Raw genomic sequence first — 17,407 nt, 5'->3', positions numbered from 1 at the left:
ATGACACCCTACGCCAACCGCCCCGTGCCCAAGCGTCGCCCCGCGATGCCACCCTTGCGACCCCTGCTGGCCGCGCTGGCGGCAATGCTGGCGCTGACCGGTACCGCGCTCCCGGTCGCGGCGGCGGGCGGTCCGCAGGCCGCGCTGGGCGTCGCCAACCTGGAGCGCGGCGTCAAGGCGGCCTACCTGTTCAAGTTCCTCGGCTATGTGGAATTCGCCAGCGGCGCCGATCCCGCCGCGCCGCTGGTGGTGGGCGTGATGGGCGCCGACGACGTCGCCGCCGAGGTCACGCGGCTGACGACGGGGCGCACCGTCAACGGCCGCCCGATCGTCGTGCGCACGCTGCGCGACGGCGACCCCAGCACCGGCCTGCACATGCTGTTCCTGGGCGCGGCCACGGAGCGCCCCGTGCAGGCGCTGCGCGGGGCCGCCCAGAACGGCGTGCTGACCGTGACGGAAGACGAGAACGGCCTGCAGCAGGGCGCCATCATCAACTTCCGCCTGGTCGAGGACCGCATCCGCTTCGAAGTGTCGCTGCCGGCCGCCGAGCGCAGCAACCTGAAACTCAGTTCCCGCCTGCTGTCGGTCGCCTACCACGTCCAGAAGGGGAACTAGGTGGGGCACGTGCGCAAGCCCGACACCGTGCGCGCCAAGCTGATCGTGATGGCGCTGGCGACGACGTTCGCCGCGCTGGTGACGATGTCGGCCAGCATGCTGATCTACGACCTGACGACGTTCCAGCAGAACTGGGTCGACGACCTGACCACGCAGGCGGAGATCGTCGCCACCGTGTCCGCCCCGGCCGTCAGCTTCAACGATCCCGCCGTCGCCCGCCAGAACCTGGCCCTGCTGCGCGTGCGCCCGCAGATCGAAGCGGGCGCCATCTACGGCGCCAACGGCACCATGTTCGCGTCGTATGCCCAGTCGGCGGGCGATCCGCCCGTCTTTCCCAGTCGGCCGGGGCCGGCCGGGCACGCGATCGCGGGTGGGCACATGATCGTGTTCCATCCCATCGTCGAGAACGGCGAGCGGCTGGGCACCGTCTACCTCAGCGCCAGCTACCGGCTGCTGGACCGGCTGGTCAGCTACGCCATCATCCTGGGCGCGGTGATGGTGGCCAGCCTGCTGCTGGCGGCGATGGTGGCAAGCCGGCTGCGCCTGGGCATCACCAATCCGCTGGAGGCGGTCACGGACGTGGCCCGCGCCGTGATGCAGAAGCGCGACTTCTCGCTGCGCGTGCGCCAGCATGCCAGCGGCGAGATCGGCACCCTGGTCGATGCATTCAACAACATGCTGGCCGAAGTGGAACGGCGCGCCCACGCGTTGCAGGAAGCCAATCGCACGCTGGAACACGAGATGACGGTGCGCCAGGGCGCGGAACGGGCGCTGCTGCTGGCCGACCGCCGCAAGGACGAATTCCTCGCCACGCTGGCGCACGAGCTGCGCAATCCGCTGGCGCCGATCCGCACCGGGCTGGACATCATGCGCCTGAACCGCAACGACCCCGCGGCCACCGAGCGGGCCCGCGCCGTCATGGAGCGCCAGCTGAAGCAGATGGTGCGCCTGGTCGACGACCTCCTGGACGTCTCGCGCATCAACACGGGCAAGCTGACGATCCGCCACGACCCCGTCGAGCTGCAGGCGGTCGTCGCCAACGCGCTGGAGATCGTGCGCCCGTTCATCGACACGCAGGGCCACACCATCACTGTCACGCTGCCGCCCGAACCCGTGCACGTGCTGGGCGACGCCACCCGGCTGGCGCAAGTGCTGTCGAACCTCCTGAACAACGCGGCCAAGTACACCGACCGCGGCGGCCGGCTGGCGCTGGCGGCGCAGGTGGGCGACGACGGCCAGCTGCATATCCGGGTCACCGACAACGGCATCGGCATCGCGCCGCCGATGCTGGGCCAGATCTTCGACATGTTCGTGCAGGCCGATTCGTCGCTGGAGCGCACGTCGGCCGGCCTGGGCGTGGGGCTGTCGCTGGCGCGCCGGCTGGTCGAGCTGCACGGCGGCGCGATCGAGGCCCGCAGCGGCGGGCCGGGGCGGGGCAGCGAATTCGTCGTTACCTTGCCCGTGCTGCAGGGCGCGCAGGGCGGCGCGCCGCGCGAGGCGGTCCAGCCGGCCCAGGGTACGCCGTACCGCATCCTGCTGGCCGACGACAACCTGGACTTCGTCAACGCCATCGGCGCGCTGCTGCGCACCCTGGGCCACACCGTGCACATCTGCCACGACGGCGCGCAGGCGCTGGCCGGCGCGGAGGCCTTCGCACCGGACTTCGCGTTCCTGGACATCGGCCTGCCGCACCTGAACGGCTACGACCTGGCCCGGGCGTTGCGCGCGCTGCCTGGACTGCAGCGCACCGTGCTGGTGGCGGTGACGGGCTGGGGCCAGCAGAAGGATCGCGACCTGGCGTTCGATGCCGGCTTCGAGGCGCACCTGGTCAAGCCCGTCAGCGTCGAGCAGATCCTCGATATCCTGGCCGCCGGGCGGCAAGGGATGCGGGCGGGGGCGCCGGTGGCGGGGGCTTGAGGGTTGCGCTTACAATGGGGCGATTGCAACCGACAGGTCGACGATGCCGAAAATCGAATTTGCCGCATTGAAGTGCCTGGCCGAGACATCGGCCAGCGTGACGGCGCCGTGCCGCTGCAACCGGGTACCGTTGGCGGCGTGGAGCGCTTTGCCGATGACGCTGGAACTGGACCGCTTCGAGGAGATCGGCGTGCTGTTCGACGACCCCTACGACGAGCCGACGTTTGCCGAGTTCCATCCGGCAGGAACGCGCTACGACAGCGACGCTGCCCCGATCGCACCACGGTTCTACCCCTACAACCGCTGCACGGTGGCGCGCTGCCTGGACTGCGACCGGCACTACCTGCGCTACAACGAAGCGGGTGGCTATTTCACGGAACTGCGGATCCGGGCGTTGCTGCCAGAGTTGTTGGTGGACGTGCCAACGTCCGCCCGGCCAGCAGGCTGAGTTTTTTTTGTCGCGTTGTCGAATTCACTTGTCATAGTTCGTCGTAGCGATGCTGGACCCGAAATTCCACCCCACCGACAACCTGAGGACGTTCATGAACAAGCAGATTTTCGTCAATCTACCGGTCCGAGACCTCGACAAGTCCAAGGCGTTCTTCGAAGCGCTCGGCTATCGCTTCAATCCCCAATTCACCAACGAGAGTGGCGCCTGCCTGGTCATCAACGATGGCAGCATCTATGCGATGCTGCTGACCCAGCCCTTCTTCAAGACCTTTATCGACAAGCCGATCGCGCAAGCGACGGAGGCGACCGGGGTGCTGATCTGCCTGGGCTGCGAAAGCCGCGAGGAAGTCGACGGGCTGGTGGCGAAGGCCGTTGCGGCAGGGGGCCGCACGCCGCGTCCGCCGCAAGACCACGGTTTCATGTACAGCCACGCATTCGAAGACCTGGATGGTCATATCTGGGAACTGGCGTGGATGGCGCCGCAGGAGTAGCAGCGCCGGCAAGACCCGCCCTGGCTCACCGGAGCGGCCGCCGCTCTTCCATATAGACCTTGGGCGATCTGGGAAGGTTCCAGTTCGCCCAGGCTGGTGCGCTTACCGGTCTCCCGGCACCGGCACGGTCGGGCCCGCGCCGGCGAGGAATGCCACGGCTGTGGCCGGGCAGCTGAACCGGGCCGCGTAATCGGCGATGGGGGGCAACCCCATCGCCCGCCGCCGGTCGTGCAACGCGGGCAAGTCTTCGATGATGAACGGTTCCCAACCGCCCCGTCCCTCGCGCACGCAGCGCCCCTGCGTGCCATAGCGCTGCGGGCGATGGGTGCGATCGTACAGGTAGGCGTAATTCGCGCCGCTGACTTCTCCCGTCTTCACCAGCGGTGCCATCAGTTCGAGCATTCGCAGCTGGTAAGGGCGATCGGCGTCACGGTGCTGCACCAGCAGCCAGGCCGCTTTCGCCCCATCCTCGCCCACCAGGCCGATGGTTGGCCACCCGTGCCGCGCAACGATGTCCTGTATCCGGGATTGAAACCGCAGCTGGATCGCCTCGAACGCTTGCGGGTCGGTTGTCTGCAGGTCCAGCGTGCGCTGGTCTTGCGCCATCATGGCCAGCAATTCCTCACGCAGCGCCGGTTGCGTGGGCGCGGGAGGCGCGCTTTGCGTGGGTGGCACGGACTGCGCAAGGGCTACCGTCCCTGGCCAGGCGCAGAGGCCGGATGACACTGCGAACACGCTGCACAGGATCGTAAGTCGTTTCATTGTCATTCTCACAAAGCCAGGATGAGGCATTGTCGCGTACGTCGCGCCGCTCGACAAGAGCGGCCGACGGCGGTCTGCCGCCCTGCAGTTCGATCTTCTGGCGTCTTCCGGCATGGCGCATGCATAATGTCGTTATCGCAACAACGCGCCCCAGCGCCACGACCGCCATGCCGATCACTTCTTATCTCGACGCCACCCCGCAACTCGCCGAGCGCGTCTACCTGCATCCGTCGGCCCAGGTGATCGGCAGCGTGCGCCTGGGCGCGGACAGTTCCGTCTGGTGCAACGCGGTGCTGCGCGGCGACGTCAACGACATCGTCATCGGACGCTGCGCCAATATCCAGGATTTCACGATGGGCCATGTCTCGCACCGGACCCCGCAAAAGCCGGCGGGCGCGCCGCTCGTCATCGGCGACTACGTGACGATCGGCCACAACGTCATCCTGCATGGCTGCCGTATCGGCGACGAGTGCCTGGTCGGCATGGGCAGCATCGTGATGGACGACGTGGTGGTGCCGGAGCGCGTGATGATCGGCGCGGGCAGCCTGGTGGCACCGGGCAAGGCGCTGGAAAGCGGCTTCCTGTACGTGGGCCGGCCGGCACGCAAGGTGCGGCCGTTGACGGCCGACGAGATCGCCTGGCTGCGCTACTCGGCCGAGCACTACGTGCGGGTCAAGGACAACTACCTGGCCACGCCGGCTTGACGCCGCTCCCGTTATTTCCTTCACGGCCCGGCATTGCGTCCGGGCCGTTTTCATTTCCGTTAGGTATGTCGATTGAAGCCTGCGCCACCAGGCAAAAAAAAATGCTAAGGTTTTGTCAACATTTACGGAGGAGCATCGTTATGGTGAATATAGCCGAGCAAAACGCAGGTGCTGGAGACGCGATCCGGGCACACATCACGCCCGATCCGGAGAGCCCGACGCCCGAGCAGGACCCGCCGGTGCAGCCGCCGCCAAGCGAAGTGCCGCCATCGGAGGTGCCGCCGGTCAGCGAGCCGACGGCCCCGCCGCCGCCCATCAAGGCGTAGTGGCGGGCAGCGCGGATCAGGCCTTGCCGGGTTCGCGCGACTGGTCGCCCTGGCGGTTGGGGGAGATCTGGCGGATCTGTTCGTCCGTCTCCCGCTCGCCGGGCGTCTTTTCGCCGCTGCCGATGTCGGGCTCGTTGATCATGTGGCCGCCTTTCTCGGAAGGGTCCGGTTGCTGCGGGGTGGTGGGTTGGCTCATGCCGCTCTCCTGCGTTGGTGGATGATGCAACGATGTTAGCAGGGCAACGGCAAGGTCGGCGCAGTGTTGGTTTATGGGAATAAGTATTGCTGTAAGGATTCACTTTGTTGTTTTTGTGGTGGCTGTCACAGCCGCGTAACTGAACTGTTTTTATAATCGAATCACAGGATTTTTATTTGGAGACCGCCATGGGCAATTCCTTACACAACAAGATTTATCTGGGCCGCCGCATGCATCACGTGCGCATGGCGTGGGCGGGGCTCGTCGCCGGCGTCGGCCTGTTGTGGCTGACCGTGCGCGCCTTCAAATAAACGTCCCGGTGGGGGCTGTTGCTTGCCGCCCGCGCCGTGGGCGCGTACCATGATGGCCGCAATCGCCATCATGGAAGCAAGCAATAATGAAAAACGAGAAGTTCAGTACCGACGAATACAATGCGCTGGCGGAAGTCGCGCGCGGCATCAAGGGCCGTCCCAGCGCCTGCGTGGGCCGCAATACGAAGCGCCTGTCCGGGCTGAAGCTGCTGTCGATTTCCCGTGACGGCCGCTACAGCCTGACCGACAAGGGCAAGGAGCTGCTGTTCCTGCGCCGCTGCATCGTCAGCCTGCGCGCGCTGGCGGACGATCCCGCTGCAACGCTGGACGCGGACGTGGTCGCATTCCTGGGAAAGAAATCCCATATCGCGCCCGTCGAAGGCGGCTTTGCCGTCACCGACAAGGGCCGCGAGACGCTGGCCGATATCGAGGCGCAGCAGCGCTGAGCCAACCTGAGCTGAGCTGAGCTGAGCTGAGCTGAGCTAACCTAGGTTGAGCCCGGCTGCCACGCTCACCACCACTTTCCCTTTTGCCCGCCCCCCATCGACGTAGGCCAGCGCCTGCGCTGTCGCGTCGAGCGGGAACACGCGGTCCACGACGGGCCGGATGACGCCCGCTTCGACCAGGTCCGTGATCTTGCCCAGCTGCCCGCCATGTGCGCGCATGAAGACGAACGAGTAGTTCACGCCGCGACGTGCCGCCTTCTTCCGGATGCCAAGACTCAAGAGGCGCATGACCTGTCGCAACGGCCAGGCCAGCCCCTGTTCGAGCGCGAATTGCGGCGTGGGTGGCCCCGAGATGGAGATCAGGTGCCCGCCGGGCTTGATCACCTGCACCGATTTCGCCAGTTCGGCGCCGCCCTGGCTGTTCAGCACGACGTCATAGTCGCGCAGCACGTTGGCGAAGTCCTGCCGCTTGTAGTCGATGACGACGTCCGCACCCAGTGCCTTGACCCACTCGACGTTGGCCGTGCCCGTGGTGGTGGCGACATGCGCGCCCAGGTGCTTGGCCAGCTGGATGGCGACGGTGCCCACGCCGCCCGAGCCGGCCTGGATGAACACCTTCTGCCCCTTTTTCACGCGCGCGGTTTCCACCAGGACCTGCCAGGCCGTCAGCGCCACCAGCGGCAGTGCGGCCGCTTCCTGCATGCCCACGTTGCGCGGCTTGCGCGCTACCGAGCTTTCCTTGACGGCGATGGTTGCGGCGAAGGTGCCGATGCGTTGTTCGTCGGGCCGCGCGTACACCTCGTCGCCCGGCTGGAAGCGCGTGACGCGCGAGCCGACCCGCACGACCGTGCCGGCGCAGTCGTTCCCCAGGATGAGCGGCAGGCGGTAGGGCAGGATCAGCTTGAATTCCCCGCTCCTGATCTTGTTGTCGAGGACATTCACGCTGGCCGCGTGGATGCGGACGAGGACATCGTCCTCGCGCAGGGCCGGCTCCGGCACGTCGGCGATGCGGCCGGCCTGTTTGCCGTATCGATCGACGATGAAGGCTTTCATGGCGTGTCTTTCAAGGTGTCCGGCGCTGTGATCGGAATGCGGTGCGGTCGTACGGCTGGACAACCTTGGGCGGCTGCAGGAAGGCGCTCAGGCCCTGGAACCACATGACCTCCTGGAAGTCGCCGTCGATCGTCAGGTCCTTGCTGCCCAACCCACGCAGGAACGCGGCCTGGCTGTCCCTGGCCGACAGGATGGCGAAGCCCGTCGCGCCATCCCTGAAGCACAGCGTGAAGCGGGCTGCGGCGCTGGACGTGGCGGTCGAGTGGATGCGACCGGCCCGGACGGTGTAGGTGCGCCCGGCGCCGGATGCCGTGCCGATCCGGAACACCAGGTCCTTGTCCCCGATGTAGCAGGCGCAGTCGGGGTTGTTCCTGGCCTGTCGTTGCAGCAGGTGCGCGAGCATCCACAGCAGCAGCTTGAACTTCAACATGGTAGAGCCTTTTCAAAAGAAGCGTCGACGTGGTGACATGACTCGCCCAGGAATCCGTCGACGTGGTACAGGAAACGCCGCGGACACTGGAACTGTGCGGCATGACCGCAATCGGGGTAGATGAACAACTGGGCGTTCGGCAGGTTGCGCGCCAGGTAGAACGAGTTGACGGTCGGGATCATCACGTCGTGCACGCCGTTGAGGATGAACGTGGGCTGCCGGATGGTGCGCAGGTAGGCGAAGGGGTCGTCTTCCGACAGCCTGGCCAGGTAGTGCATAGTCGCCTCGATCTGCGCCTGCGCGACTTGCGGCGAGGAGGGTGGGTCCTGCTCCGCGCGTTCGTGCCGGCGCTGCCAGAACGCCCGTGCAGCCTGTTCGGCCTGCGCGGAGCGGCCGAAGAAGAGGTACAGAAAGTCTTCGAAGGTGGGCACGGGCCGGGGCGCCGCGGTCAGCACCTGCGGTTCCATGTCGGGATTGCCGCCACGGGGACCCGTACCCAGCAGCATCAGCTTGCGTACCAGTTGGGGATGGCGCCATGCCAGGTCCAACGCCTGGAAGCCGCCCAGCGAAAAGCCCAGCACATCGATCTGTTGCAGGCCCAGCGTACGCACGAAGGCTGCCGCGTCGTCCGCCATGTCCTCGATGCGCGTACGTGGCGCGCCGGCGGAGGAAGCGATGCCGCGCCCGTTGTACAGGATCACCTCGCGCCCCGCGGCCAGGCCGTCCGTCATCGACGGATCCCAATGATCCATGCCGCCCCGGAAGTGCTGCAGCAACAGCAGCGGCGGCTGGCCGGCGGCGGCATTGCCCCAGCGGCGGTAGGCGAGGCGGACGCCATCGACGTCGACGAAGCGGGTCGGGGTGGTCAGGTGCGTGTCGGCCGCGGACTGCGCAAGCGTTGTCATAAGGAGTTTCCTGGGCAGGGGTGATTGGACAGGCTTTATGATGATGAGCATAATCTAAACTGTCAAGGGTTTGATTATGGTCGTCATCAATGTATAGTGACGCCTGCAGGCACCACTCACCATGGACGAGACATGAAAGTCACCAAGGCACAGGCCCAGGCCAACCGGGCGCACGTCGTGGCCACGGCATCCACGCTGTTCCGCGAGCGCGGCTATGACGGGGTTGGCGTGGCCGACCTGATGGCCGCCGCGGGCTTCACCCACGGCGGCTTCTACAAGCAGTTCCGCTCGAAGGGCGACCTGATGGCGGAAGCGGCGGCGTGCGGCATCGCGCAGACCGTGGCGCTGAGCGAAGGGGCGGACATCGGACAATTCGTGCGGGCGTACCTGTCGCGCGAACATCGGGATGCGCGGGCGAGCGGGTGCACGATGGCGGCGTTGAGCGGCGATGCGGCGCGCCAGCCGCAAGCGGTCAGGGCGACGTTCGCGGCGGGTATCGAGGATTTGCTGGCGGCGCTGGGCGCGCCACGGGCTGCGCCGGAGGATGCGGAAGCGGCCCGGCAGCGAGCCGAGTATCTCGGCGTGCTGGCGCATGCGGTCGGCGCGATCGTCATGTCGCGGGCTTGCCCGGACGATGCGCCGCTGGCCGATGAGATCTTGCAGGTGTGCCGCGACGGGATCCTCGCGTCGCTCGAGGCGCCGGGCGCAGGGTAAAGGGGCGCAATCACCTCGGCGTCGTGAAATAGCTCTGCGGCAAGGTCGTTACCGTCTATACCTGCACAGCGAAGCTTGGCCGCGCCCGAGGATGCACGCGGGAATTTCCTCACGCCGGAGTGAAAGCGCAAAAAAAGGCGCCCGGTCGGGCGCCTTTCCGTTTATTTCGCCGTGGGCTTGAACCCGTCGGCCGTGATGTCCAGCTCCGTCACCTCGCCATACTTCGTGGCGAGCTTGCGGATCTCGGCGGCCTTGCCCACCAGGACCATCTGCAGGTTCTTGCGCGGGAAGTGCTTCTCGACCAGCGCCTTGGCCTTTTCCGGCGTGAGCGCATCCACGTCGCGCGTGAAATTGTCGATCTGCGCGCGGCTGACGTCGAGCGCATACATGTCGCCCAGCAGGCTGGCCAACTGCTCGCTGGTTTCGTAGCGCGGCGGGAACTGGCCCTTGACGTAGGCCTTGGCCGAGTCCAGCGTGGCCTTGTCGATCCCCTTGCTCCACAGCCGGTCGTACGTCTTCAGCGCCAGGTCCAGCGCCGCTTCCGTCTTCGGCAGCGCCGTGAAGCTGGAGATCGAGAACGTACCCGCCTGCGACAGCGGGGCGAACGCGCTGTTGGCGCCGTAGGTCAGGCCCGAGTTGACGCGCAGCTCGTCGTTCAGCCACGACGTGAAGCGCCCGCCCAGCACCGTATTGAGGACCTGCACCGGCACGTAGTCAGGGTCGTTGCGGGCGATGCCGGCGCCGCCGATCAGGAACGTCGTCTCGATGGCATCGGCCTTGTCGACGAGCCAGACGCGCGGCTTGTCCGTCAGCGGCTTGCCGTAGTCGGCGCGCTGCGGCGCGGGGCCCTCGGCCTTCCACTGGCCGAACAGCGTCGCCAGCTGGCGCTTCATCTCGGCCGGATCGAAATCGCCGACCACCACGATGGCCGCGTTATCGGGCCGGAAGTAGCGCTGGTGAAAGCCCTTGACGTCGTCCTGCTTCAGCGCCTGCAGGCTGGCCACGGTGCCGCCCGGCGGGCTAGCGTACGGGCTGGCGCCGAACAGCATGCTGCGGTAGTAGTTGCCGGCCACCTGGCGCGGGCTTTCCTTGGCCTGTTTCAGGCCGCTGACCTTGCGCGCGCGCAGCTTGTCCAGTTCGGCGTTGTCGAAGCCGGGCTGCTGCACGATTTCCGCGAACAGCGGCAGCAGCGCGGGCGCGTCGGCCTTGGCGAAGTTCGCCTGCACGGTGGTCTGCTCGACGCCGCCGCCCCCGGCCAGCACGGCGCCGCGGAAGTCGAAGGCCGCGTCGATGGCCGCTTTATTGTGCCTGGTGCTGCCCAGCAGGATGGCGTCGCCCGTGAGGTTCGCCAGGCCCGCCTGCGGGCCGTCGTTGACGGCGCCCGCCTTGACGACCGCGCGCACGGCGATCAGCGGCACCTCGTGGCGCTCCATCAGCAGCACCGTCAGCCCGTTCGGCAGCTTCGTCGTCTCGAATTGCGGCAGGCGGAATTCGGCGGCGCCGGCCGCCGTCACGCTGGCCAGCAGGGCCGTGCCCAACATCAGTTTCTTCATCATTGCTCCTTCGCCGCCAGCACACCGATCGTGCGCTGGGATTTTTTCAGGTACTTGACCGCCACGGCCTGGATGTCGGCCGTCGTCAGCTTCTGGTAGGCCGCCGGGGCGTCGAACAGCTTCTTGTAGCCGCCGTAGAAGACCTCGTAGTTGCCCAGCATTTGCGCCTTGCCGTTGATGGTTTCCTGCAGCCGGTACAGGTTGACCAGCTTGGTGTTGCGCACCTTCTGCAGTTCCTCGTCGGTGATGCCGTTCTTGACGACGTTGTCGACTTCCGCCAGCAGCGCCTGTTCCACCTTGGCGCTGTCGATACCATTGGCCGCGACGGCAAACACGTACAGGAGGCCCGGGTCGAAGCCGTCGGTGGTGTCGGCGCCGACCGAGGTGGCCAGCTGCTGTTCGACCAGTGCCTTGTACAGGCGCGACGTCTTGCCTTCCGTGAGCACGCTTTGCAGCACGTCCAGCGCGTAGTGGTCGGCGCTGTCGGCCTGCGGCGCCTTGTAGGCCACCATCAGGTTGGCCGACGTGGCGGACGGCTTGGCGACGAACAGGCGGCGCTCGCCTTTCTGCTCCGGCTCCACCGTCTTCACGGGCGGCGGCAGGGCGCGTTTCGGAATCGCGCCGAAGTAGCGCGTGGCCATCGATTTCACCTGGTCGGCCTTGACGTCGCCGACAATGACGGCCACCGCATTGTTCGGCGCGTAGTAGGTGCGGAAGTAGTTGACGAGGTCCTGCTGCGTCCACGCCTTGATGTCGGACTCGAAGCCGATCACGGGCCACGAATACGGGTGGGCGCTGAAGGCGACGCTGTTCAGGTCTTCCATCAGCATGCGGATATTCGAGTTCTCCAGCCCCGTGCTGCGTTCGGACAGCACGACGCCCCGTTCGCTCTCGACCATCTTCGGGTCGATCGTCAGGTGGGCGATGCGGTCGCTTTCCAGCTTGAAGATGGTCTCCAGCGAGGAGGCGGGGAACCAGTCCTGGTAGACGGTGACGTCGCTGCTGGTATAGGCATTGTTGCTGCCGCCGTTCGCTTCCATCGTGCGGTCGAACATCTTCGGACCGTAATTCTTCGAGCCGTTGAACATCATGTGCTCGAAGAAGTGCGACAGGCCGGTGGTGCCCGGCGCCTCGTTGCGCGAGCCGACCTTCCAGAAGGTGTACATGTTCGCGTTCGGGATCGTGCTGCTTTCCAGGACGATGAACTTCATGCCGTTGGCAAGCGTGAACGTCTTGACCTGGTCGGCCGTGAACGCGGCCTGCGCCGACGCCGCCATGCTCAGGGCCGCGCCGGCCACGGCCAGCTTGCTCCTCAGTTTCCACCTCATGCTGGGACCTCTCCTTGTTATTGACCCGGCAAGGATACGTGATGGCGGCAAGGTTGTTAAGGTTAGAATGCTGTCAGGCACTTAATTTTTTTCTTCTGGAAGGCACCATGGATAGCGCAATGCACTGGTCGGCGCACGAGCTGACGATGACGGTCCTGATGACCCCCGACATGGCCAATTTCTCCGGCAATGTCCACGGCGGCACGATCCTGAAATTCCTCGACAGCGTCGCGTATGCGTGCGCCAGCCGCTATTCGGGCAGCTACGTCGTCACGCTGTCGGTGGACCAGGTCATGTTCCTGCAGCCGATCCACGTGGGCGAGCTGGTGACGTTCCTGGCCTCGGTGAACTACACGGGCCGCACGTCGATGGAAGTGGGGATTCGCGTGGTGACGGAAAATATCCAGCAACGCCTGGTGCGCCACGCGAACAGCTGTTATTTCACGATGGTGGCCGTGGACCAGGACCGCAAGCCGGTCGCCGTGCCGCCGCTGGTGCCGGAGACGGCGGAGCAGAAGGCCCGCTTCGAGCAGGCCGAGGCGCGCAAGGCGGCGCGACTGGCGCTGCATGGGGCGAAGAACCGGAGCAAGGGGCAATAATATCGCGTAAACACGAGCGACCAAGTGACGGCGGGCGGAACATAATCCGGTATTTGACTACCGGATTACAAGTTACTCGCGGCGGGTATTTATTTTGTAACACGCCAGCCGAGTTCGCTCCGCATGATGTTTTTATTATATTATCTTGTCCGGTGACGCCGTGCGTCCTGCACGGCCGTGGAAACCATCGTGCGGAGATAATATGTTAAAGAAACTGATTGCAGTAGCAGCCCTGTCGGCCTGTTCCCTCGCTTCGGCCGCGCCGGAGCGCCTTAATTTCCTGTATCAGGGCTTTTACCTGGAGCACAGGAATACATTCAACCCCAACGAGCAGCTTTGGCTGCAAGTCGATGCGGAAGACCTGAACAAGGACGGTACCTATACGCTGGAGGAACTGGCGACGTTCCAGTTCCATGGCATTTATCAGAATGCTGGCCTGGGCCAGCTCGGTTGCTATAACGATGGCCCCAGTTATTCCTGCCTGAGCACGTTTTCTTATACGCCGGGCAGCGCACCAGTCTTCGCCGGCTATCGAGGCTGGCATATCGACACCGGTTTTCACGACTGGGCGGTCCAGAGCGGCGTAAGCTATTCGGACATCAGCGGTTCCTTGTGGGGCGGCAGTCACGCGGTATATAAGTGGACGGACCAGACCCAGTTGATTGTCGGCGCCATCCCGGAGCCATCCACCTATGCGATGCTGGGTACCGGGCTGGTGGGCCTGCTCGCGTTCGCGCGCCGCCGCCGGGCCTGAGACCCAGACCGCATCACAGGACGGTGGCCGAGGTCGCCGCGCTGGCGTTTTCTTGCACCAGCGCGGCAAATTCCTGCGCCGGCACCGGCCGGCTGAAGTAATACCCCTGCACCTGGTCGCAGTCGTGCCTGCGCAGGAACGCCACCTGGTCGGCCGTCTCGACGCCTTCCGCGATCACCTTCAGCTGCAGGTTGTGCGCCAGCGCGATGATGGAGACGACGATCGCGGCCTGGTCGGAGTCGCCGGCGATCTGGCCCACGAACGTGCGGTCGATCTTCAGCACGTCGATGGGGAACGTGCGCAGGTACGACAGGCTGGAATAGCCGGTGCCGAAGTCGTCGATCGACAGCGCCACGCCCAGCCCCTTCAGTTCGTGCAGCAGGGCGACCGCCTTGGCGACGTCGTCGACGAACAGGCTTTCCGTCAGTTCCAGTTCCAGGCAGGCGGCCGGCAGGCCCGTCTCGGCCAGCACGGCGGCGATGGACTGCACCAGGTCGGGCTGGGCGAACTGGCGCGCCGACAGGTTGACGGCCATGCGCAGCGGCGGCAGGCCGGCGTCGTGCCAGGCCTTGGCCTGGGCCGCGGCGGTGCGCATGACCCACGCACCGATCGGCACGATCAGCCCCGTTTCCTCCGCCAGGCCGATGAAGCGCTGTGGCGACACCATGCCCAGTTCCGGATGCTGCCAGCGCAGCAGCGCCTCGACGCCGACGATGGCGCCCGTCGCCAGGTCGAGCTGCGGCTGGTAATGCAGCACGAATTCCTGCCGCACCAGCGCGTTGCGCAGCGCGCTTTCGATGCGCAGCCGCTCCTGCGCCTCCTCGTTCATCGACTGCTCGAAGAACTGGTAGCAGTTGCGGCCCAGCTTCTTGGCCGAGTACATGGCGATGTCGGCCTGCTCGATCAGGTGCAGCGACGGCGCGCCGTCGCCTTCGTAGACGGCCACGCCAATGCTGCACGTGACGATGAATTCCTTGCCTTCCAGGTCCACCGGCTGCGCCAGCGCGCGCATGATGCGGCCGACGACGTCCGGCGACAACGTCTGCTCCGGATACTCGCTGAGGATGGCGACGAATTCGTCGCCGGACAGGCGCGCCACGGTGTCGCTTTCGCGCACCGACGCCTGCAGCCGCGCGGCGATGGTCTTCAGCAGCTCGTCGCCGGCCTTGTGGCCCAGCGTGTCGTTGACGAACTTGAAGCGGTCCAGGTCGATCAACAGCACCCACAGCGAGTGGCCGCTGCGGTTGGCGTAGGCGACGGCCTGCGTCAGCCGGTCCTGCAGCAGCACCCGGTTGGGCAGGCTTGTCAGCGCGTCGTGGTGGGCGATGTGCTGGATGCGCTGTTCGGCCAGCTTGCGCTCCGTGATCTCGCTGCCGGTGCCGCGATAGCCGCGGAACTCGCCGTGCGCGTCGTACACCGGTTCGCCATTGGTGGTGAACCAGCGCGTGATGCCGTCCTTGCCCGTGATCGGATATTCCAGGTCGGAGAAGGGCAGGCGCGCTTCCAGCCGTGCCAGGTGCGCGCGGCCCCAGGCCGTCTCCAGCATTTCGGGGTGCTGGTGCCAGCGCGGGTAGCCGATGTACTCGGCCTTGTCCAGCCGGCCTTTCTCGAAGAAGCCGTTGGTAATGCTGGTGAAGCAGAAGTTGACGTCCTGTTCCCAGTACCAGTCCGACGACAGGGCCAGCAGGCGCTTGAAGCGGTGTTCGCTTTCCTGCAGCGCGCGCTCGGTGCGCTTGCGCGCCGCCACGTCGGCATTGAGCTTCTCGTTGGTCACCTGCAGGTCGGCCGTGCGCGCGTCCACCAGCCATTGCACGCGGCGCGAGCGCTGCGACAGCGTCTGCATCAAGGTCGCGGCCAGGATGCTGAACAGCGTGCCGCCCAGCAGGGTCGAGACGGAGCCCAGGTGGTCGGCCAGGAAGGGCCGGGGCAATGCTTCCACCTGCACCTGCCAGGCCAGGCCCAGCACCTCGAAGCTGCGCGTCTCGCGGTCGCGCGGCCACAGGTTCAGCCAGCGCGGCAGCCAGTCCGCCAGTCCTGCCGGCGGCGGCACGTCCGGGCCGTTGGCGTAGACCAGCCGCGCGCCGCCATCGGCAGCGCTGCCGGCGATCACGCGCAGCACCAGGTGCGGGTCGTCCAGCAGGCCGCCGGATTGCAGGATCTTGTGGACGAGCTGGGGCGCATAGATCATCGCCGCCGTGTCGCCGACCCACGCCTCGTGCCGTTGCTCCGGCGTGGCCACTGGCACGCCGGGGCGGTACACGGGCGCCAGGATCAGGAACGTGTTGCGCTGCGTCGGGTTCTCGGCAAGGCTGATCAGCGCCGTGGCCGCCGGCTTGCCCGTGCGCAGGATGCGCTCGATGGTGAGGCCGGTCTGCGGCAGCGGTCCGACATCGAAGCCGAGCAGGGAGCGGTTCGGCGCGAACGGCTCGAAATAGTCGACGATGTTGTAGTGCGGGCGCGCGGCGGCGGGCACGAAGCCGTGCGGCCCCAGCTCGCGCACGGTGGTGCCGGGCCAGGCCTGCTGCTGCGCCTGCTCCCAGCCGGCACGCTGGTCGTGCCGCAACACCCGGTGGTAGGAAAACGACTGGATAAACGGATAGCGCTGCAAGAGCGGTCGCGTGAAGCTGCCGAACTGGTCGCGTGTGACCGTCTCGGGCGGAAAGGTGCGGAACAGCTGGTTCGTCACCGTCAGCACTTCCACGACGTCGTCCAGGCCGCGCCGGATCGCGGCCACGCGCAGGTTGGCGCGCTGCTGGAAGCCGAGCGCGTGCTTGCCGTACTCGAGGGCACTGACGGCGTAGAACAACACGCCGGTGACGGTAACGCCCGCCACGAGCGTCAACACCGCCGCCGCGGATACGCGAGATGTCAGACGGCGACGCATGCAACTCCCCGGAAATGGTCGATAGCCCGTTAGTGTGTCACAAAATCGCGGGATTGCCGAAACAAAATATATCTAAAGGGAATTATATGTTGTCGTTACGCACCATTGCGCTGCTGTGCGTCATCATGACGTTGTGCGGCGTCCTGTCGCAGGCCAGCCACGACATGGTGCGCCAGCAAGCGGTTGAAAGGCCCGAAGCCCAGGCCGGGCCAGGGGCTGCCCCAGGCGGCGACGCGCCGCATCAGGGCGGCGGCCCGGGTCCGCGTGCCGGGTGCGCGGCGGTGGGCAAAGACGATGCGGTTGTTGCCGGCGATGCCGCGCAGTTGGGCGACGTGGCCGTCGAACGCCTGGTGCAGGCGCCGCACCATCGTGGCGAAATGGGGATCGTAGCTGAAGATATTGGTGACCAGCAGGCCGTCCGGCCGCAGGGCGCGGCGGCAGTCGGCATAGAAGCGGGCGCTTGCCAGTGCCGGCGGCAGGCCGCCGGCATCGAAGCCGTCCAGCAGCAGCACGTCGACGCTGCCGGCCAGTTCCGGCATGTGCAAGGCCGCGTCGACGTGAACGATGCGAAAGCGTTCGCTGTCGGGCGGCACGGCAAAGCTGTCGCGCAGGGCGATCACGTCGGCGCGCAATTCCAGCACGGTGATGCGGCTGTGCGGCAGGTAGCGGTGGCAAAACTTGGCCAGCGAACCGCCGCCCAGGCCCACCATGACGATATGGGCCGGCCGCGGCTGGAACAGCACGAAGCACATCATCGCACGGGCATAGGCCAGCACCAGCCGGTGTGGATCGCGCAGGTCCATCTCGCTCTGCACCTCGCCCGGCGCGAATTCCAGGGTCAGACGGCCCTTGCGGCGGTGCAGGAGGGGGCGGTGGTCGGTCGCGGTGGGCATGAGGGTGTCGGGACGATGCGGGGCCTGTGCTACATCATAACGTAACCCGGCGGCGGGTTTCGCGCTGCCGCCTGCC

Annotated in this window: 20 protein-coding genes; 11 read left to right on the top strand and 9 right to left on the bottom strand. The window is 66.3% G+C overall.

The annotated features are described in order from the left end of the window. The 4 genes from PX653_RS11340 (at position 1) to PX653_RS11325 (ending at position 3,473) form a co-directional block, all read left to right on the top strand. Positions 1–615, top strand: coding sequence for a TOL_0243 family YfiR-like periplasmic protein (locus PX653_RS11340; RefSeq protein WP_277417979.1), 615 nt, complete (start codon positions 1–3; stop codon positions 613–615). Between the two features lie 9 nt (positions 616–624). Continuing rightward, positions 625–2,532 (top strand): sensor histidine kinase, YfiR-like protein-associated, encoded by a 1,908-nt coding sequence (locus PX653_RS11335; RefSeq protein ID WP_277417978.1) that lies wholly within the window; start codon positions 625–627, stop codon positions 2,530–2,532. Between the two features lie 43 nt (positions 2,533–2,575). Continuing rightward, entirely contained in the window at positions 2,576–2,980 is a 405-nt protein-coding gene (locus PX653_RS11330) for a hypothetical protein (protein WP_277417977.1), read from the top strand. A gap of 94 nt (positions 2,981–3,074) precedes the next feature. After that, entirely contained in the window at positions 3,075–3,473 is a 399-nt protein-coding gene (locus PX653_RS11325) for a VOC family protein (RefSeq protein WP_277417976.1), read from the top strand. A 102-nt stretch (positions 3,474–3,575) separates the two neighbouring features. On the opposite strand, the gene PX653_RS11320 is transcribed toward PX653_RS11325, so the two are convergent. Continuing rightward, complete coding sequence (locus PX653_RS11320; protein ID WP_277417975.1) at positions 3,576–4,235, bottom strand: DUF6624 domain-containing protein; 660 nt, start codon at positions 4,233–4,235, stop codon at positions 3,576–3,578. 167 nt (positions 4,236–4,402) lie between these two features. Here PX653_RS11320 and PX653_RS11315 point away from each other — a divergent pair, with 167 nt between their 5' ends. Next, positions 4,403–4,939 (top strand): gamma carbonic anhydrase family protein, encoded by a 537-nt coding sequence (locus tag PX653_RS11315; protein WP_277417974.1) that lies wholly within the window; start codon positions 4,403–4,405, stop codon positions 4,937–4,939. Between the two features lie 140 nt (positions 4,940–5,079). Continuing rightward, positions 5,080–5,265, top strand: a complete 186-nt coding sequence (locus tag PX653_RS11310) for a hypothetical protein (protein WP_277417973.1) — start codon at positions 5,080–5,082, stop codon at positions 5,263–5,265. Positions 5,266–5,281: 16 nt separating this feature from the next. On the opposite strand, the gene PX653_RS11305 is transcribed toward PX653_RS11310, so the two are convergent. Further along, positions 5,282–5,461, bottom strand: coding sequence for a hypothetical protein (locus PX653_RS11305; RefSeq protein ID WP_277417972.1), 180 nt, complete (start codon positions 5,459–5,461; stop codon positions 5,282–5,284). 188 nt (positions 5,462–5,649) lie between these two features. On the opposite strand from PX653_RS11305, the gene PX653_RS11300 reads away from it, so the two are divergent. Further along, the gene (locus PX653_RS11300) at positions 5,650–5,772 is read left to right on the top strand and encodes a hypothetical protein (protein ID WP_277417971.1); all 123 of its coding nucleotides are present in this window, start codon (positions 5,650–5,652) and stop codon (positions 5,770–5,772) included. Positions 5,773–5,858: 86 nt separating this feature from the next. Then, positions 5,859–6,218, top strand: coding sequence for a hypothetical protein (locus tag PX653_RS11295; protein WP_277417970.1), 360 nt, complete (start codon positions 5,859–5,861; stop codon positions 6,216–6,218). A 36-nt stretch (positions 6,219–6,254) separates the two neighbouring features. On the opposite strand, the gene PX653_RS11290 is transcribed toward PX653_RS11295, so the two are convergent. Genes PX653_RS11290 through PX653_RS11280 form a run of 3 tightly spaced genes read right to left on the bottom strand, consistent with a single transcriptional unit; the run spans position 6,255 to position 8,606 of the window. After that, positions 6,255–7,271, bottom strand: coding sequence for an NADP-dependent oxidoreductase (locus PX653_RS11290; protein ID WP_277417969.1), 1,017 nt, complete (start codon positions 7,269–7,271; stop codon positions 6,255–6,257). A gap of 10 nt (positions 7,272–7,281) precedes the next feature. Further along, the gene (locus tag PX653_RS11285) at positions 7,282–7,701 is read right to left on the bottom strand and encodes a helicase (RefSeq protein WP_277417968.1); all 420 of its coding nucleotides are present in this window, start codon (positions 7,699–7,701) and stop codon (positions 7,282–7,284) included. After that, positions 7,695–8,606 (bottom strand): alpha/beta fold hydrolase, encoded by a 912-nt coding sequence (locus tag PX653_RS11280; RefSeq protein WP_277417967.1) that lies wholly within the window; start codon positions 8,604–8,606, stop codon positions 7,695–7,697. The genes PX653_RS11285 and PX653_RS11280 overlap by 7 nt, the downstream gene beginning before the upstream one ends. A gap of 132 nt (positions 8,607–8,738) precedes the next feature. Between PX653_RS11280 and PX653_RS11275 the strand changes: the two genes are divergently transcribed. Continuing rightward, positions 8,739–9,320, top strand: a complete 582-nt coding sequence (locus PX653_RS11275; RefSeq protein ID WP_277417966.1) for a TetR/AcrR family transcriptional regulator — start codon at positions 8,739–8,741, stop codon at positions 9,318–9,320. A gap of 161 nt (positions 9,321–9,481) precedes the next feature. Here the strand turns inward: PX653_RS11275 and PX653_RS11270 are convergent, their stop codons facing one another. Next, complete coding sequence (locus PX653_RS11270; protein ID WP_277417965.1) at positions 9,482–10,873, bottom strand: M16 family metallopeptidase; 1,392 nt, start codon at positions 10,871–10,873, stop codon at positions 9,482–9,484. Then, positions 10,873–12,201 carry a M16 family metallopeptidase gene (locus PX653_RS11265; protein ID WP_277417964.1) on the bottom strand — a complete coding sequence of 443 codons (1,329 nt, stop codon included), beginning with the start codon at positions 12,199–12,201 and terminating at the stop codon, positions 10,873–10,875. Before PX653_RS11265 ends, PX653_RS11270 begins: the two co-directional genes overlap by 1 nt. Before the next feature lie 107 nt (positions 12,202–12,308). On the opposite strand from PX653_RS11265, the gene PX653_RS11260 reads away from it, so the two are divergent. Together PX653_RS11260 and PX653_RS11255 are read left to right on the top strand one after the other, a co-directional pair. Then, positions 12,309–12,800, top strand: coding sequence for an acyl-CoA thioesterase (locus tag PX653_RS11260; RefSeq protein WP_371876444.1), 492 nt, complete (start codon positions 12,309–12,311; stop codon positions 12,798–12,800). A 202-nt stretch (positions 12,801–13,002) separates the two neighbouring features. After that, complete coding sequence (locus tag PX653_RS11255) at positions 13,003–13,554, top strand: PEP-CTERM sorting domain-containing protein (RefSeq protein WP_277417963.1); 552 nt, start codon at positions 13,003–13,005, stop codon at positions 13,552–13,554. Between the two features lie 13 nt (positions 13,555–13,567). Here the strand turns inward: PX653_RS11255 and PX653_RS11250 are convergent, their stop codons facing one another. Then, positions 13,568–16,438 carry a bifunctional diguanylate cyclase/phosphodiesterase gene (locus tag PX653_RS11250; protein WP_277417962.1) on the bottom strand — a complete coding sequence of 957 codons (2,871 nt, stop codon included), beginning with the start codon at positions 16,436–16,438 and terminating at the stop codon, positions 13,568–13,570. A gap of 95 nt (positions 16,439–16,533) precedes the next feature. Then, entirely contained in the window at positions 16,534–17,331 is a 798-nt protein-coding gene (locus PX653_RS11245; RefSeq protein ID WP_277417961.1) for a class I SAM-dependent methyltransferase, read from the bottom strand. Between the last annotated feature and the right edge of the window lie 76 nt (positions 17,332–17,407).

It is taken from the genome of Pseudoduganella chitinolytica (assembly GCF_029028125.1).
Lineage (GTDB): Bacteria > Pseudomonadota > Gammaproteobacteria > Burkholderiales > Burkholderiaceae_D > Rugamonas > Rugamonas chitinolytica.
This window is presented reverse-complemented; position numbering and strand designations above follow the sequence as displayed.

What these genes read in the sequence shown, in the direction of transcription:
- PX653_RS11315 (WP_277417974.1), top strand. Translation starts at nt 4,403, where the DNA reads ATGCCGATCACTTCTTATCTCGACGCCACCCCGCAACTCGCCGAGCGC.
- PX653_RS11260 (WP_371876444.1), top strand. Translation starts at nt 12,309, where the DNA reads ATGGATAGCGCAATGCACTGGTCGGCGCACGAGCTGACGATGACGGTC.
- PX653_RS11330 (WP_277417977.1), top strand. Translation starts at nt 2,576, where the DNA reads ATGCCGAAAATCGAATTTGCCGCATTGAAGTGCCTGGCCGAGACATCG.
- PX653_RS11305 (WP_277417972.1), bottom strand. Translation starts at nt 5,461, where the DNA reads ATGAGCCAACCCACCACCCCGCAGCAACCGGACCCTTCCGAGAAAGGC.
- PX653_RS11245 (WP_277417961.1), bottom strand. Translation starts at nt 17,331, where the DNA reads ATGCCCACCGCGACCGACCACCGCCCCCTCCTGCACCGCCGCAAGGGC.
- PX653_RS11325 (WP_277417976.1), top strand. Translation starts at nt 3,075, where the DNA reads ATGAACAAGCAGATTTTCGTCAATCTACCGGTCCGAGACCTCGACAAG.
- PX653_RS11250 (WP_277417962.1), bottom strand. Translation starts at nt 16,438, where the DNA reads ATGCGTCGCCGTCTGACATCTCGCGTATCCGCGGCGGCGGTGTTGACG.
- PX653_RS11270 (WP_277417965.1), bottom strand. Translation starts at nt 10,873, where the DNA reads ATGAAGAAACTGATGTTGGGCACGGCCCTGCTGGCCAGCGTGACGGCG.
- PX653_RS11280 (WP_277417967.1), bottom strand. Translation starts at nt 8,606, where the DNA reads ATGACAACGCTTGCGCAGTCCGCGGCCGACACGCACCTGACCACCCCG.
- PX653_RS11300 (WP_277417971.1), top strand. Translation starts at nt 5,650, where the DNA reads ATGGGCAATTCCTTACACAACAAGATTTATCTGGGCCGCCGCATGCAT.
- PX653_RS11290 (WP_277417969.1), bottom strand. Translation starts at nt 7,271, where the DNA reads ATGAAAGCCTTCATCGTCGATCGATACGGCAAACAGGCCGGCCGCATC.
- PX653_RS11340 (WP_277417979.1), top strand. Translation starts at nt 1, where the DNA reads ATGACACCCTACGCCAACCGCCCCGTGCCCAAGCGTCGCCCCGCGATG.
- PX653_RS11285 (WP_277417968.1), bottom strand. Translation starts at nt 7,701, where the DNA reads ATGTTGAAGTTCAAGCTGCTGCTGTGGATGCTCGCGCACCTGCTGCAA.
- PX653_RS11310 (WP_277417973.1), top strand. Translation starts at nt 5,080, where the DNA reads ATGGTGAATATAGCCGAGCAAAACGCAGGTGCTGGAGACGCGATCCGG.
- PX653_RS11295 (WP_277417970.1), top strand. Translation starts at nt 5,859, where the DNA reads ATGAAAAACGAGAAGTTCAGTACCGACGAATACAATGCGCTGGCGGAA.
- PX653_RS11265 (WP_277417964.1), bottom strand. Translation starts at nt 12,201, where the DNA reads ATGAGGTGGAAACTGAGGAGCAAGCTGGCCGTGGCCGGCGCGGCCCTG.
- PX653_RS11255 (WP_277417963.1), top strand. Translation starts at nt 13,003, where the DNA reads ATGTTAAAGAAACTGATTGCAGTAGCAGCCCTGTCGGCCTGTTCCCTC.
- PX653_RS11275 (WP_277417966.1), top strand. Translation starts at nt 8,739, where the DNA reads ATGAAAGTCACCAAGGCACAGGCCCAGGCCAACCGGGCGCACGTCGTG.
- PX653_RS11320 (WP_277417975.1), bottom strand. Translation starts at nt 4,235, where the DNA reads ATGAAACGACTTACGATCCTGTGCAGCGTGTTCGCAGTGTCATCCGGC.